Annotated in this window: 12 protein-coding genes and 4 pseudogenes; 4 read left to right on the top strand and 12 right to left on the bottom strand. The window is 63.9% G+C overall.

Annotated features, from left to right (window positions below; genetic code table 11):
• Positions 1-3: 3 nt before the first annotated feature.
• Entirely contained in the window at positions 4-1293 is a 1290-nt protein-coding gene (locus MSIMFI_RS15900; RefSeq protein ID WP_191497910.1) for a deoxyguanosinetriphosphate triphosphohydrolase, read from the bottom strand.
• A gap of 69 nt (positions 1294-1362) precedes the next feature.
• Between MSIMFI_RS15900 and MSIMFI_RS15895 the strand changes: the two genes are divergently transcribed.
• On the top strand, positions 1363-3375 hold the full coding sequence (locus tag MSIMFI_RS15895; protein WP_191497909.1) for a TPM domain-containing protein: 2013 nt from the start codon (positions 1363-1365) through the stop codon (positions 3373-3375).
• Positions 3376-3648: 273 nt separating this feature from the next.
• Here MSIMFI_RS15895 and esxN read toward each other — a convergent pair whose 3' ends face one another.
• The 4 genes and pseudogenes from esxN to MSIMFI_RS15875 all read right to left on the bottom strand — a co-directional run.
• Complete coding sequence (gene esxN / locus MSIMFI_RS15890) at positions 3649-3933, bottom strand: effector (protein WP_085325342.1); 285 nt, start codon at positions 3931-3933, stop codon at positions 3649-3651.
• Between the two features lie 38 nt (positions 3934-3971).
• Complete coding sequence (locus MSIMFI_RS15885) at positions 3972-4268, bottom strand: WXG100 family type VII secretion target (RefSeq protein WP_085250443.1); 297 nt, start codon at positions 4266-4268, stop codon at positions 3972-3974.
• Positions 4269-4392: 124 nt separating this feature from the next.
• Positions 4393-4722 carry a hypothetical protein gene (locus MSIMFI_RS15880; protein WP_186243796.1) on the bottom strand — a complete coding sequence of 110 codons (330 nt, stop codon included), beginning with the start codon at positions 4720-4722 and terminating at the stop codon, positions 4393-4395.
• Positions 4723-4923: 201 nt separating this feature from the next.
• Positions 4924-6342, bottom strand: a pseudogene (locus tag MSIMFI_RS15875) (phospholipase C); the annotation flags it as partial.
• Between MSIMFI_RS15875 and MSIMFI_RS15870 the strand changes: the two are divergent.
• Positions 6338-6463: pseudogene (locus MSIMFI_RS15870) on the top strand (alkaline phosphatase family protein); the annotation flags it as partial. The pseudogenes MSIMFI_RS15875 and MSIMFI_RS15870 sit on opposite strands and share 5 nt — an antisense overlap.
• A gap of 3 nt (positions 6464-6466) precedes the next feature.
• Here the strand turns inward: MSIMFI_RS15870 and MSIMFI_RS15865 are convergent.
• From MSIMFI_RS15865 to MSIMFI_RS15855, 4 genes and pseudogenes are all read right to left on the bottom strand, one after another.
• Positions 6467-6700: pseudogene (locus tag MSIMFI_RS15865) on the bottom strand (PPE family protein); the annotation flags it as partial.
• Positions 6701-6869: 169 nt separating this feature from the next.
• Complete coding sequence (locus MSIMFI_RS30030; RefSeq protein ID WP_449870779.1) at positions 6870-7781, bottom strand: beta strand repeat-containing protein; 912 nt, start codon at positions 7779-7781, stop codon at positions 6870-6872.
• Positions 7776-8720: pseudogene (locus tag MSIMFI_RS30025) on the bottom strand (PPE family protein); the annotation flags it as partial. The gene MSIMFI_RS30030 and the pseudogene MSIMFI_RS30025, both read right to left, overlap by 6 nt.
• Before the next feature lie 176 nt (positions 8721-8896).
• Positions 8897-10288 (bottom strand): glycine--tRNA ligase, encoded by a 1392-nt coding sequence (locus MSIMFI_RS15855; RefSeq protein WP_191498219.1) that lies wholly within the window; start codon positions 10286-10288, stop codon positions 8897-8899.
• 182 nt (positions 10289-10470) lie between these two features.
• On the opposite strand from MSIMFI_RS15855, the gene MSIMFI_RS15850 reads away from it, so the two are divergent.
• A complete protein-coding gene (locus MSIMFI_RS15850) occupies positions 10471-10869 on the top strand; it encodes an ArsR/SmtB family transcription factor (RefSeq protein WP_186243805.1) in 399 nt (132 codons plus the stop codon).
• Positions 10866-11258, top strand: a complete 393-nt coding sequence (locus MSIMFI_RS15845; RefSeq protein ID WP_186243806.1) for a Fur family transcriptional regulator — start codon at positions 10866-10868, stop codon at positions 11256-11258. Before MSIMFI_RS15850 ends, MSIMFI_RS15845 begins: the two co-directional genes overlap by 4 nt.
• A gap of 175 nt (positions 11259-11433) precedes the next feature.
• Here MSIMFI_RS15845 and MSIMFI_RS15835 read toward each other — a convergent pair whose 3' ends face one another.
• Genes MSIMFI_RS15835 through recO form a run of 3 tightly spaced genes read right to left on the bottom strand, consistent with a single transcriptional unit; the run spans position 11434 to position 13546 of the window.
• A complete protein-coding gene (locus MSIMFI_RS15835; protein WP_191497907.1) occupies positions 11434-11862 on the bottom strand; it encodes a hypothetical protein in 429 nt (142 codons plus the stop codon).
• Positions 11862-12755 carry a decaprenyl diphosphate synthase gene (locus tag MSIMFI_RS15830; protein ID WP_191498218.1) on the bottom strand — a complete coding sequence of 298 codons (894 nt, stop codon included), beginning with the start codon at positions 12753-12755 and terminating at the stop codon, positions 11862-11864. Before MSIMFI_RS15830 ends, MSIMFI_RS15835 begins: the two co-directional genes overlap by 1 nt.
• A 2-nt stretch (positions 12756-12757) precedes the next feature.
• Positions 12758-13546 (bottom strand): DNA repair protein RecO, encoded by a 789-nt coding sequence (gene recO / locus MSIMFI_RS15825; RefSeq protein ID WP_191497906.1) that lies wholly within the window; start codon positions 13544-13546, stop codon positions 12758-12760.
• Positions 13547-13651: the final 105 nt, after the last annotated feature.

Below are 13651 nucleotides of genomic sequence, written 5' to 3'. Positions count from 1 at the left end.
GGCTTAGTCTAAGCCTCGATATGACTCGGCCCGGCCGAGCTGTGCGGCGTCAATGCGTTCCAACCGCCCCTCGGTGTAGGACGCGATCTGATCAACGACAACACGCAGTCGCGCTCGGTCATCAACGGCGGTGTTGAATGCCGCCGCAAAGACCGGGTCGAGCGTCTGCGGCGCTCCGGAGTAGAGCCACTCCGCCACTCGATGGATGCGTTCGCGCTGCCGGACCTGTGTTTCCAGATGCCGCGGATCGGACATGATGAACTGCAACGCCAAGATTTTCAGCACCGCGACCTCGGCACGCACCAGGTCGGGCACCTGCAAGTCGGCCTGGTACCGCACGAGCGGCCCCGGCCCGGCCACTGCGCGCGTTGTCGCGATCGCCGCCGACGCGAACCGGCCCACCAACTCGCTGGTCAACCGTTTAAGCGCGACCGCCGACGCCAATGTGGCATCGTATTTGCCGACCGCGGCGACCACGGGCAACCCCGAAAGCCGGCGAGCGGCCTCCATCAATTCGTCGGCGCTCACGCGGGAGAACTCGCTCTCCCCTAACTTGGCCAGCGAGGCGGCATCGTCGTCGTCGGCAAGTACGCGCAGGTCGATGCGTTGGGAGACGACACCGTCCTCGACGTCGTGTACCGAATACGCGACATCGTCGGCCCAGTCCATCACCTGGGCTTCTAGGCACGAGCGATCCGCCGGCGCCCGAGCGCGGACCCAGGCCGCCGGTTGGTGGTCGTCGTCATAAAACCCGTACTTGCCTCGGCCGGCGCCACGGGTCCACGGATACTTGGTGACCGCATCCAGCGATGCGCGCGTCAGATTCAGCCCAACGCTATACCCTTGTGTATCAAGGACTTTGGGCTCGAGGCTGGTCAGGATCCGGAAGTTCTGCGCATTGCCCTCGAAGCCGCCGTGCTCGGCTGCGACCTCATCGAGCGCCCGCTCACCGTTGTGCCCGTAGGGCGGGTGCCCGATGTCGTGGGCCAGACCGGCCAGTTCGACCAGATCCAGGTCGCAGCCCAGTCCGACGGCCATTCCGCGCCCGATCTGGGCAACTTCCAGCGAGTGAGTCAGCCGGGTGCGTGGCGTGTCGCTCTCCCGGGGTCCGACGACTTGCGTCTTGTCGGCAAGGCGGCGCAGCGCGGCGCTGTGCAGCACTCGGGCCCGGTCCCGGGCGAAGTCGGTGCGGTGCTGGCCTTCCGTACCTGGCAGACCCGCCGTCTTCGGCGCTTCGGGTACCCGCCGCTGACGGTCGAAGTCGTCGTAGGGGTCGTGCTGAATCGTGGTCACCGACCCATAGTCTGCCAGGGAGGACGCAGAGCGGTCCGCATCGTCGCCGGGCTGGATTAGATTGCCCGTATGCGCATCGGTCGCCTGCTCGGCATGATCCTGACGCTCGTCACCGTGGGCATCGCCGGGCTGCTGCCGGCGCCGCCCTGCGCCGCGCAACCGCCGTTCCGGCTTCCGGGCTACGTGACCGACAACGCGGGCGTGCTGACAGATTCCGGTCGCGCCGCGGTCACGTCGGCCATCGACAACCTGTACACCGATCGCCACATCAGGCTATGGGTGGTCTACGTCGACCACTTCTCCGGGCAGAGCGCGATGGACTGGGCCCAGCGCACCATGAGGACCAGCGATCTGGGTAATTACGACGTGCTGCTCGCCGTTGCCACCGTTGATCGCGCGTACGCCTTCCTGGTGCCGTCCATGGTGCACGGCATCACCGAAAGCCAGGTCGACAACCTGCGACGCAACCAGATCGAACCCGCGCTGCGCAACGGCGACTGGAGCGGTGCAGCCATTGCCGCAGCCAACGGACTCAACAAGTCCCCCAGCTCGTCAGGTCGGTTGTTTCTGTTGGTCGCGCTAGGCGTCATCGTCGTCGCGGTGGTGATTTTGCTGGTTGTGATGCGTGGGCGTGCCCGGCGACGGCGCGCCGAGGCGTTGGCTGCGGCGCGACGAGTCGATCCCACCGACGCGCGGGCACTGGCCGGGGTGCCGCTGGACGTGCTCGACGATCTATCGCGGTCGATGGTGGTGGAGGTCGACAACGCGTTGCGCACCAGTTCCAACGAGCTCGCGCTGGCAATCGACGAGTTCGGCGCCGAGCGGACCGCGCCATTCACCCAGGCGGTGAACAACGCCAAAGCGGCGCTGTCCCAGGCATTCACGGTGCGCCAGCAACTTGACGACGGCACACCCGAGACACCGGTGCAGCGCCGTGAGCTCCTCACCCGAGTGATCGTGTCGGCGGCGCACGCCGACCGCGAACTGGAATCACAGACCGAGGCGTTCGAGCAGCTGCGGGATTTGGTGATCAACGCCCCGTCTCGACTCGATCTGCTGACTCAGCAGTACGTTGAACTCACTGCCCGAATCGCGCCGACAGAACAGCGGCTAGCCGAGCTGAACAACGAATTCGGAGCTGCCGCACTGACTTCGGTCTCCGGTAATGTCACGACCGCCCAAGAGCGACTGGCATTCGCCGACCGCAACATCACCTCGGCGCGTGAGCTGGCCACGCGGGCAGTGAGCGGCCAGCAGATAGGTTTGGTGGATGCGGTGCGGGGTGCCGAGTCGGCGCTCGGGCAAGCACGTGCGCTGCTCGATGCGGTGGAGAATGCGGCCAGCGACATCCGGCATGCCGTCGCCAGCCTGCCGTCGGTCATAGCGGACGTCCAGGGCGGCATCCAACACGCCAATGAGCAACTGCAGCGGACCCAAAGCAACAGGTCTGCGCACACCGGCGAACTGATCGCGGCGCGCGACGCGGCAGCTCGAGCCTTGGACAACTCCCGAAGCTCCCGCGGCTCCGCCGATCCGTTGGGTGCATTTGCCCAGCTGACCAAGGCCGACGCGGACCTCAACCGACTATTGGCCACACTGGCGCAAGAGAAAGCGGATGCCGATCGGCTCAACCGTTCCTTCGAGCAGGCGTTGTTCACCGCGCAGTCACGGGTGCGCGCGGTCTCCGACTACGTCGACACCCGTCGGGGCAGCATCGGACCCGAAGCCCGAACCCGGCTCGCCGAGGCAAAGCGACAGCTCCAAGCCGCAACAGACAAGCAGTCAACCAACCTCACTGAAGCGATTGCCCACGCGAACGCCGCGTCCACGCTGGCCGCCAATGCGCAGTCGCTGGCCAACGCCGATGTGCAATCGGCCCAGCGCGCCTACAGCAGCCGCGGGGCCGGAAATGCCAGCAATGACTGGGGGGCGATGATCGGCGGGATCATCATCGGCGACCTGCTCAGCGGCGGCATGCGGGGCGGGTTCGGCGGCTGGAGCCCCACCTCGTTCGGCGGCTCCTCTAGCTCATCCGGGAGCTCGTCCGGCGGCGGCTTCATGGGCGGCGGCGGGCGGTTCTAAATCGGGCGAGTCGATCCGGTGTGAATCCTGACCTGTGCGGGTGAATTCGCGCCGCAAAAATCGGCCGGATCCCGCCCTGGGCGCAAGCCGACAGCCGTGAGTCACACTCGATCTCAAGATCTCAAGGCCGGGCACTCAACAAATAAGTGATAAATAAGTGCGCACGCCCACACATGAGGCGTTAGCTACCCGTGCGTGGGCGTGCGCTAGTGGTCTGGGCGGGCGCACCGAATGGTCAGTGCGCCGCCACGACCGAAACTTCGCTAGGGCGTGTCAGGCCCAGCTGGAACCAACGGCGCTGTCCGTCTGCGCCATGTTGCTGCCCGCGGCCTGCACCTTCTGGCCGTGAGCGTTGGCCTGCTCGTAGATCACCTGGAAGTTGCGACCCAACTGGGTGATGAATTCCTGGCACGCCACCGAACCGGCGCCGCCCCAGAAGTCCCCAGCGGCCAGCACATCGCGAACAATGGCCTGGTGCTCGGCCTCGAGCGACGCGGCCTGCGCCCGAATCATGGCACCGTGGGCGTCGACATCGCCGAACTGGTAGTTGATTGTCATCGAACCTGTTCTCCTTAGCTTGTAAAAGTGTTGTGGCGTTAGCTGCTGAGGATCTGCTGCGAAGCCTGCTCTTGCTGCTCGTAGTTGTTAGCGTCGCGAACCAGGCCGTCGCGGACACCGTGCAGCATGTTCACGATGTTGCGGAAAGCGGTGTTCATCTGGCCCATGGTGTCCAACGAGGTTGCCTCGGCAAGACCGCTCCAGCCAGCGCCGGAGATGTTCTGCGAGGACGCCCACATCCGGCGAGCCTCGTCTTCCACCGTCTGGGCGTGCATCTCAAAGCGGCCCGCCATGTCCCGCATTGCGTGCGGGTCAGTCATAAAACGTGTTGCCATGTTGCCTGTTCTCCTTATTTCCCGGACTTAATTACATTCGTGCACATTGACTGCTGTGATCGCCGGGCGGGGGAACGCCCAAGTCGCCGACCACTTGTAAACAAGACAGTCTTCCCCCTCTCTCTCAACCGGCCGCCGGCGAACGCGGTACCACGCCGCTGCTACTACGTGGCATTTCAAAGCGAGGTTCGGCGTTTTCGGCTTCCCACTCGCGCCACTCCGCCCATTCGTCCCATTCCTCCATGGTTGGGTCGACCGGTTCCGGGTCCACCGCACCTGGGACGAGGTCGGCAGCGGTGTCCGCTTCGGACTCCTTAGCCCAGTGGTCATAGTCATCAGGTGGAACGGCAACGCCCCAGCTGAGCGGAACCGACAACCCGCCGAGCATGCCCGATTCACCGCGTTTTGCCGCCACGGCATCGGGCGGCAAGGGCGGACCAAGAGGCAAAAGCACCGCTGTCCCCTTCCAGTGCCGATCTCACTACACCAACACTCAGTGGCCAACCTCACACCACCGAGCACTCCGCATCGTATGGCAATACTTCGGACAATATCCCTAATTCCCCGATTTCTCTGCCCCCAACTGCACAAGTGATAAAAAAGCACCACGACCGATGGGCGCGTTGTGCAGCCGTCGCGGTCCTACGGTCGGTGGCTAGCACAGCCCACTGGGAATCCCCCGGGCCGGCCCGGATTCCTGGGCCGGCATAGCTTGCGGATAGGGCACCCGATAAGGCAGCCCTTCATTCAAGAATCCCAACACAACGTTGGGCACACACTTGGCGACCTTCGGCAGCTGGCGCACCGGGTGGTCCAGGTTGGGTCGCGACGGGTCCGGCGGAACGGCGAAATTGAATGCTGACGTCAGATCCCCGGTCACGCTGGCCCGCCAGGGAGTCAAGTTGGGAACCGGAACCCCGAACCGCTTGCCGATAAATTGCAGCTGCGACGTGTGATCGAACTGATCATGGGCCATCAGCCCGCCACGACTGTACGGCGAAATGACGAAACAGGGCACGCGATAACCCAGACCGATCGGCCCACGTATGCCACCGGAACCGTCGACTTTGTTGATGTCCACCGTGTCTGGAATCCATTCGCCGGGGGTTCCGATCGGCGCCGTCACGGGTGTGACATGGTCGAAAAACCCGCCATGCTCGTCATAAGCGATGATCAATGCCGTTTTTTCCCATACGGCAGGATTGCGCAACAGCGCCTTGATCAGATTCACAATCGTCCAGGCACCCACGGCGATCGGGAATGAGGGGTGTTCGGACTCGACGGTCAACGGGACGACCCAGGAGACCGCAGGCAAGGTGTTGTTCATGACGTCGCGAACAAAGTCGCCAGGATAGGTCGGCGCGATACCGTAACGGGCCAGGTCCGACCTCGGGTCTCCCGCTTGTTTGAAACTTCCCACATACCCGTTGCGGCTCAGGGACGTGTCGTTGAGTCCTCCCAGCAACTTGCTGTTGTAAACCTTCCAACTGACCCCGGCGTCACTGAGGTTCTCCGGCATGATGCGCCAGGAGAACGTCAACTTCGGCTGGATCGAAGGCTCGACGATCTGAGGCCCACCTTTGTCGCCGTCGGGATTGACGGTGGCGCTGATCCAGTACAGCCGGTTGGGCATGGTCCCGCCCAGCAGCGACGAGTGGTAGTGGTCGCAGATCGTGAAGGTGTCTGCCAGCAGGTAATGGATCGGAATGTCGGGACGCGCGTAATAGCCCATCACCACAGGGGTATTGGCCACCGATCGGGTCCTCGCTTGCGCCGCCAGCCAACCGTCATTGGCCCCGCCGTTCCATGACAAGTGCGCGGCAATCCACTGGTGGTCGGGATCATTGACGCACTCACCAACTCCGTTAGGTCCCCGAGTCGTATCAATGCGGTAGGGCAATGTAATGCCCGCGGGGTCCAGCGACTGCGTCTGTGGATTCCAGCCCTTCTGCTGGAATAGTGGCGTCGGGGTGTTGAACCCATCGATAGCCGACAGCGTGCCGAAATAGTGATCGAACGACCTGTTCTCTTGGAGGCACAGCACAATGTGCTCGATATCGTTCAAATGACCGGACCACAGCTGGACCGCCATGCATCAGTCGTGGAACAACGGCGCCAACAACGGCTGGCTGCCGGCGCAAGCGGCGGTTAGTGCATTACAGGGCAATACGCCGGTGACAATGGGCTATTACACCCCCCCACCCCGCATACGGAGCCGCCGCAGCCGCCATCGCCGACGCCGCCGCACCCTGCCACGCCTGACCCGGCCCCCCCGTCAAGCCCGACGTCACCGACACAAACGAATCCGCCGCCGACCCCAACTCCGCGGCCAACCCGTCCCAGGCGACCGCGGCCTCCAACATCGGCCCCGACCCCGCACCGGAGAACATCCGCAAAGAATTGACCTCAGGCGGCAACACCGAAAAATTCATCAGGACAGCCCCTCCTCTTACGGCTTATTCTCGACCGCAAGCCCGCGCGTTACCTGAAGCGACACGCACCACCTCCCACCGGGAGCAGACCGGTCCCGTCAGGTACCCCGACGCGCACCACCACCCTGGGATCGCAGGGCGCTCCCGTAATGCGTTACGACAGTTGCGACTACCTGAAGAAACCCGAAAGTCCTGACCCTGAGTTGAACCCACCGGAGTTCTGGTCGCCAGAGTTTACGACACCCGAGCTGTCGTCACCCGAATTGGAGATACCAGCGAGGTTATTGCCTGAGTTGGTAATTCCCGCGTTGAAAGTGCCGATATTTCCGAACCCAGAGTTGAAGCCGACGAGCGACGTAGTACCCGCGTTCGAGAAGCCCGAGTTACCGGTTCCGGTATTGAAGAAACCAGAATTCAGACCACCATTGGGATCGCTGTTTCCCCAGCCCGAATTTCCCGCACCAGCGTTCCCGAAACCCGAGTTCAGAACCGGCTGATTGACCGCGTTGCCGAAACCGGTGTTGAGGTTACCCCCATTGAATGCACCGGTGTTGGTATCTCCGGCGTTCCAGAAGCCGGTGTTGACGCTGCCCCCGTTTGCGAAGCCGGTATTCGAGTCACCCGCATTGAAGAAACCGGTGTTTCCCGCACCCGAATTGCCGAAGCCGGTGTTCTGCCAGCCCACATTGAAGCTACCCGCGTTGCCCTTTCCGGCGTCGAAGATACCCAAGTTCCCGTCACCCGCGCTCCCGAAGCCGGTGTTGCTACTGCCCGCATTCCAAAAGCCGGTGTTGAAATTTCCTGCGTTGCCAAAGCCGGTATTTCCGTTGCCCGCATTCCCCCAGCCTATGTTATTGTCGCCGGAGTTGAAGAAACCGATATTGTTGTTACCCGAATTGAACAGGCCGATATTTCCGGTACCCGAATTCAGCGCCCCGAAACCGACCTGACCGTCGCCCGTAAGACCGAAGCCTATGTTGTTATTGCCCTTGTTGCCGAATCCGATATTGCCGGTTCCGAGGTTTCCGAACCCGATGTTGGAGCCACCGCTGTTTCCGCTGCCGAGGGTAAAGTCGCCGATGTTTCCGCTGCCGAAGGTTCCATCGGCCCGGTTTCCGCCGCCGAAGAGGTTGAGGGTGCCGAAGCTTCCGCTAGCCAAGTTGAGGCTGCCGATATTTCCACTACCAAGGTTTCCGCTGCCGAAGTTTCCGCTGCCGAAGTTGTAGTCGCCGGTGTTCCCGCTGCCGGTGTTTCCGGTCCCGGTGTTTCCGCTGCCCCAGTTCAGGCCGCCGTAGTTGCCGCTGCCGATGTTCCAGTCGCCGAAGTTGCCGCTGCCCAGGTTAAGGCCCCCGAAGTTGCCGCTGCCGAAGTTGAAGGAGCCGACATTTCCAAAACCCAAGTTGAAGACCAGGTCGGCAATCCCTTGAGCGGCCCTGGGGGCGGCCGCGGCTGCCCCAGCACCACCGACCAGGCTCGACAAGCCCGGCAGATTCGATAAGGAGCCCTGCCAGGACGCCAACTGGGCGGCCGCCGCCGAGGCCCCGCCGTAATAGCCGACCATGGCTGACACATCGGCGGCCCACATCTCCTCATAGACCGCCTCGGCGGCCGCGATCGCCGGCGCATTCTGACCGAACAAATTCGACAACACCAACTGCACGAACGCATTGCGGTTAGCCGCCACCGCCAACGGATGAATCATCGCCGCCCGCGCCGCCTCAAACGCACCGGCCACCGCCTTGGCCTGAGCCGACGCCCCCGCAGCCCGCGCCGCCGCCGCACTCAACCACCCCGCATACGGAGCCGCGGCAGCCGCCATCGCCGACGCCGCCGCACCCTGCCACGCCTGACCCGGCCCCCCCGTCAGGCCCGACGTCACCGACGCAAACGAATCCGCCGCCGACCCCAACTCCGCGGCCAACCCGTCCCAGGCCACCGCGGCTTCCAACATCGGCCCCGACCCCGCACCGGAGAACATCCGCAATGAATTGACCTCAGGCGGCAACACCGAAAAATTCATCACCAACCCCCTCCTCTAGCGGATTATCTCCATCGCATGCCCGCGCGTTACTAGAAACGACACGCGACACCTCCCACAGGCAGCCACCTAGGGACCCTAGGCCGAACCCCGACCAAAACCGGGGATTTGCCCCACGACTCACCGTCGCTGCGAGCTGCGAGCTGCAAGCTGCGGTTCTAGACTCCCTTGAGCCGAACGGCCAGATAGTCGGAGACCTTGTCCATCGCGATCCGCTCCTGTGTCATGGCGTCGCGGTCGCGCACGGTGACGGCATTGTCCTCGAGTGAGTCGAAATCCACAGTCACGCAGAATGGCGTACCGATCTCGTCCTGACGCCGGTAGCGCCGTCCGATCGCGCCCGCATCGTCGAAATCGATGTTCCAGCATTTCCGCAATTCCGCCGCGAGGTCACGAGCCTTGGGGCTCAGGTCTGCGTGCCGCGACAGCGGCAACACCGCCGCCTTAACCGGCGCCAGCCGTGGATCCAGCCTCAAGACCGAACGCTTGTCCATTCCCCCCTTGGCATTTGGGGCTTCATCCTCGGCGTACGCATCGATTAGAAATGCCATGAACGACCGGGTCAGGCCGGCTGCCGGTTCGATCACATACGGCGTGTACCGGGTGTCGTTGACCTGGTCATAAAATGACAGGTCGGTGCCGGAATGCTTTGTGTGCGTTGATAAGTCGAAGTCGGTTCGGTTGGCGACGCCTTCCAGCTCGCCCCATGGATTGCCGACGAAGCCGAACTTGTACTCGATATCGACGGTGCGGTCGGAGTAGTGCGACAACTTGTCCTTGGGGTGTTCCCACAGCCGCAGGTTCTCCCGATCGATCCCCAGATCGACATACCACTGCAGCCGGGTGTCGATCCAATACTGATGCCACTCCTTGGCCGTCGACGGCTCCACGAAGAACTCCATCTCCATCTGCTCGAACTCGCGGGTACGGAAGATGAAGTTGCCCGGGGTGATCTCGTTGCGGAAGCTCTTCCCTATCTGGCCGATACCAAACGGCGGCTTTCTGCGCGCCGTCGTCACGACGTTGGCGAAGTTCACGAAGATGCCCTGCGCGGTCTCGGGTCGTAGATAGTGCAGCCCCTCCTCGGTCTCAATGGGGCCAAGGTAGGTCTTGAGCATCATGTTGAATTCGCGCGGCTCGGTCCACTGGCCGGGCTCACCCGTGTCCGGGTCGCGAATATCGGCCAGCCCGTTGGGTGGCGGGTGACCGTGCTTGGCTTCGTAGGCCTCGATGAGATGGTCGGCCCGGTAGCGCTTGTGGGTGATCAGCGACTCGACGAGGGGGTCGTGGAAGACCTCGACGTGGCCGGAAGCCACCCACACCTCGCGCGGCAGGATGATCGACGAATCGATACCGACGACGTCATCGCGGCCGGTGACCACCGATCGCCACCACTGCCGCTTGATGTTCTCTTTGAGTTCCACCCCCAGTGGACCGTAGTCCCACGCAGACTTCGTGCCCCCGTAGATCTCACCCGAGGGAAAGACGAAGCCGCGCCGTTTGGCCAGGTTGACTACGGTGTCGATGACGGACGCCACGGGGTAGTCCACTCCCTTCCGGGGATCGGCAAGCACGTGCAGCGGTGACTCACACCGTTGCGAAACATCAGTCATGGTAGCGATCGGCCGTTCGGACCTATTTCCGTCTTTGACATGCGTCATCATGCATGTGACAGTGGAGGTCGGCCGCAAGCCCTCCGAATACCGGGACTTTTCGAGGTGGTGACTCCGACATGGTGACGTCCCCCGCCACGCCGACCGCCGCTCATCAGGACGTGGGTGGCGACGTGGCTGGCGCTCACGAGCACGGCACCGATAGATCCCTGGACTTCCCAGCACCGCCGCCGCGGGAGATTCTCGACGCAGCTGGCGAGCTGCTGCGCGCGCTGGCTGCGCCGGTACGGATCGCCATTGTGCTGCAGCTGCGGGAAGCCCAGCGCTGCGTGCACGAGTTGGTCGACGCGTTGGGCGTGCCGCAGCCGCTGGTCAGCCAACATCTGAAGATCCTTAAGGCCGCTGGGGTGGTCGCCGGGGAGCGGTCCGGCCGCGAAGTGCTGTACCGACTTGCCGACCACCACCTGGCACACATCGTCGTCGACGCCGTCGCTCACGCGAGTGAGGGCCCGCCGTGACCTCCTCGAGCATTCGCTCCACCCGCCAGCGAGCAGCGATCTCGACACTGCTGGAGACGCTGGACGAATTCCGCTCGGCCCAGGAATTGCACGACGAACTGCGTCGCCGCGGCGAGAACATCGGCCTGACCACCGTGTATCGAACTCTGCAATCGATGGCCGCCGCAGGCCTGGTCGACACGCTGCGCACCGACACCGGTGAATCGGTCTATCGCAGGTGCTCGGAGCATCATCACCACCATCTGGTGTGCCGCAGCTGCGGTTCCACCATCGAGGTGGCCGACCACGAAGTCGAGGCATGGGCGGCCGAAGTGGCCATCAAGCATGGCTTTTCCGACGTCAGCCACACGATAGAGATCTTCGGCACGTGCTCGGACTGCGGGGCCTAATGGCGATCGCAAGCGCGGCGAAGCCGGGCGCAGCGGGTCGCCATCATCAGGCCGGTGGCGATCGCAAGCGCGGCGAAGCCGGGCGCAGCGGGTCGCCATCATCAGGCCGGTGGCGATCGCAAGCGCGGCGAAGCCGGGCGCAGCGGGTCGCCATCATCAGGCTTAGCCGGCAAGCTTAGACAGTTAGCGCGCGGCGCATCTGAGCTCCGGTATCCAGCACCAGCAGGATCAGGGTGCGCAGCGCGTCGTCGGTCAAGCCAGCGCCGGGAAAGTTGTATCGCAGCATCACGTCTGCGGTCTTAGCCGCACCCTTGCCGGAGTTTCGCTGTACGGCCTTGTCCGCAACCTTTTCGACCATCGTCACGGAGCCGAAGTTCGTATCCCGCGCCTGCTTGGCCACCTGATCGCGGATCTTCTTGGTCAGCGGCAGGTCCCACACCAATATCTGGGTCATCGACACCAGGTCGAGGTCTTCGACGATGGTCACCACCCGCAACGAAGCGAACGTGCCGTCATGCCGGACCGTCAGCCCACCGTCGGCTTCCTCCTCGACGGAAAGGACCTCCCGGAGTATCGATGCCAGCCGCTCCTGCAGAGATGGCACTAGGCGCTCCCGAACCGTCGATTTCGGGCCGCGTACTCCTCGCAGGCCGCCCACAAGTCGCGACGGTCATAGTCGGGCCACAGCTTGTCCTGGAATACGTATTCGGCGTACGCCGCCTGCCACAACATGAAATTGCTCGACCGGTGCTCACCGGAGGTCCGCAGAAACAGATCCACATCAGGGATGTCCGGCCGCTGCATGTGTCGGGAAACGGTCGACTCGGTGATGCGCTCCGGGTTCAGTCTGCCCGCGGCCGCCTCACGGGCGATTTCCCTTGCCGCTTCCGCGATTTCGGTTCGGCCACCGTAGTTGACGCAGTAGTTGATGGTGATGACATCGTTGTTGCGCGTCGTCTGCTCCGCGATCGCCAATTCATTGATGACGCTGCGCCACAGGCGTGGTCGTGAACCGACCCATCTGATCCGCACCCCCATCTGGTTGAGGATGTCGCGGCGCCGTCGTACCACGTCACGGTTGAAGCCCATCAGAAACCGGACTTCCTCGGCGGAACGCTTCCAGTTCTCCGTGGAAAAGGCGTAGAGGCTGAGCCACTTGATCCCGAGTTCGACGGCACCGCAAGCGATATCGATCACCACCGCCTCGCCCATCTTGTGCCCCTCGGTACGGGGCAATCCGCGTTGGGTGGCCCAGCGGCCATTGCCGTCCATCACGATGGCGACGTGAAGAGGCAACCGGTCGGCGGGAATCCGTGGCGCAGTCGCTTTGGAAATGTGCTGCGGCGGCCGGCGCGGGCCACCGTCGGGCGATGGCGGAAGAGCCGGGAAGACAACCGGCCACGTCGACTTATCGGGAAAGGTCGGGTAATCGTCGGGCGCCGGGGGCAGCTGCGGGAAGACAGCGGACTTCAGCTTTCGCTCGGCCTTCTTCGCCACACTCACCTATCCTGCCCGATCAGCGCCGCGCGTCGTTCGACAACTGTGCGATCACCCCGATAGAACCGCTCCACCAGCGGCAACGTTTTGAGCTGCCGTTCCAGATGCCATTGCAGGTGTGCGGCCACCAATCCGCTGGCGTAGCTGCGGTGCGATTGCGGTGCCTGCTCTGCGGCCTCCCAATCACCGTCATGCAGCGCGGACATCAGATCCAGCACGCCCAACGGCGGCGTGGTCGAACCGACCGGGCGACAGTGCACGCAGACACTGCCCCCGGCAGCGATGTGAAATGCCCGATGCGGACCGGGTGTGCCGCAGCGGGCGCACTCAGCCAACGCCGGCGCCCAGCCCGCAATACCCATGGCACGGAGCAGATAGGCGTCCAGCAGCAGGTCACGAGGCCGGCTCCCGTCGGCCACCGCCCGCAGCGCGCCAACCGTTAGCCGGTGCAGAGCCGGAGCCGGCGCCCGCTCCTCACCGGCGAGGCGTTCGGCGGTTTCCAGCATCGCGCACCCGCAGGTGTAGCGGCCGTAGTCGCTGACGATGTCGGTGGCGAACGCGTCGATCGAGACGACCTGGGTGACGATGTCGAGGTTGCGGCCGGGATGCAGTTGCGCGTCGATGTGCGCGAACGGCTCCAGTCGTGCGCCGAATTTGCTGCGGGTGCGGCGCACACCCTTGGCCACCGCACGAACCAGCCCGTGATCGCGGGTCAACAGGGTGACGATCCGGTCGGCTTCGCCGAGCTTGTGCTGGCGCAGCACAACAGCCCGGTCTCGATACAGCCGCATCACACTGATCTTATCGGTGGCGACCCGCTGCGCCCGGCTCCGCCGCGCTGGCGATCGCCACTGATCTTATCGGTGGCGCCCCGCTGCGCCCGGCTCCGCCGCGCT

The organism is Mycobacterium simulans, assembly GCF_900232995.1.
GTDB classification, from domain to species: Bacteria; Actinomycetota; Actinomycetes; order Mycobacteriales; family Mycobacteriaceae; genus Mycobacterium; species Mycobacterium simulans.
This window is presented reverse-complemented; position numbering and strand designations above follow the sequence as displayed.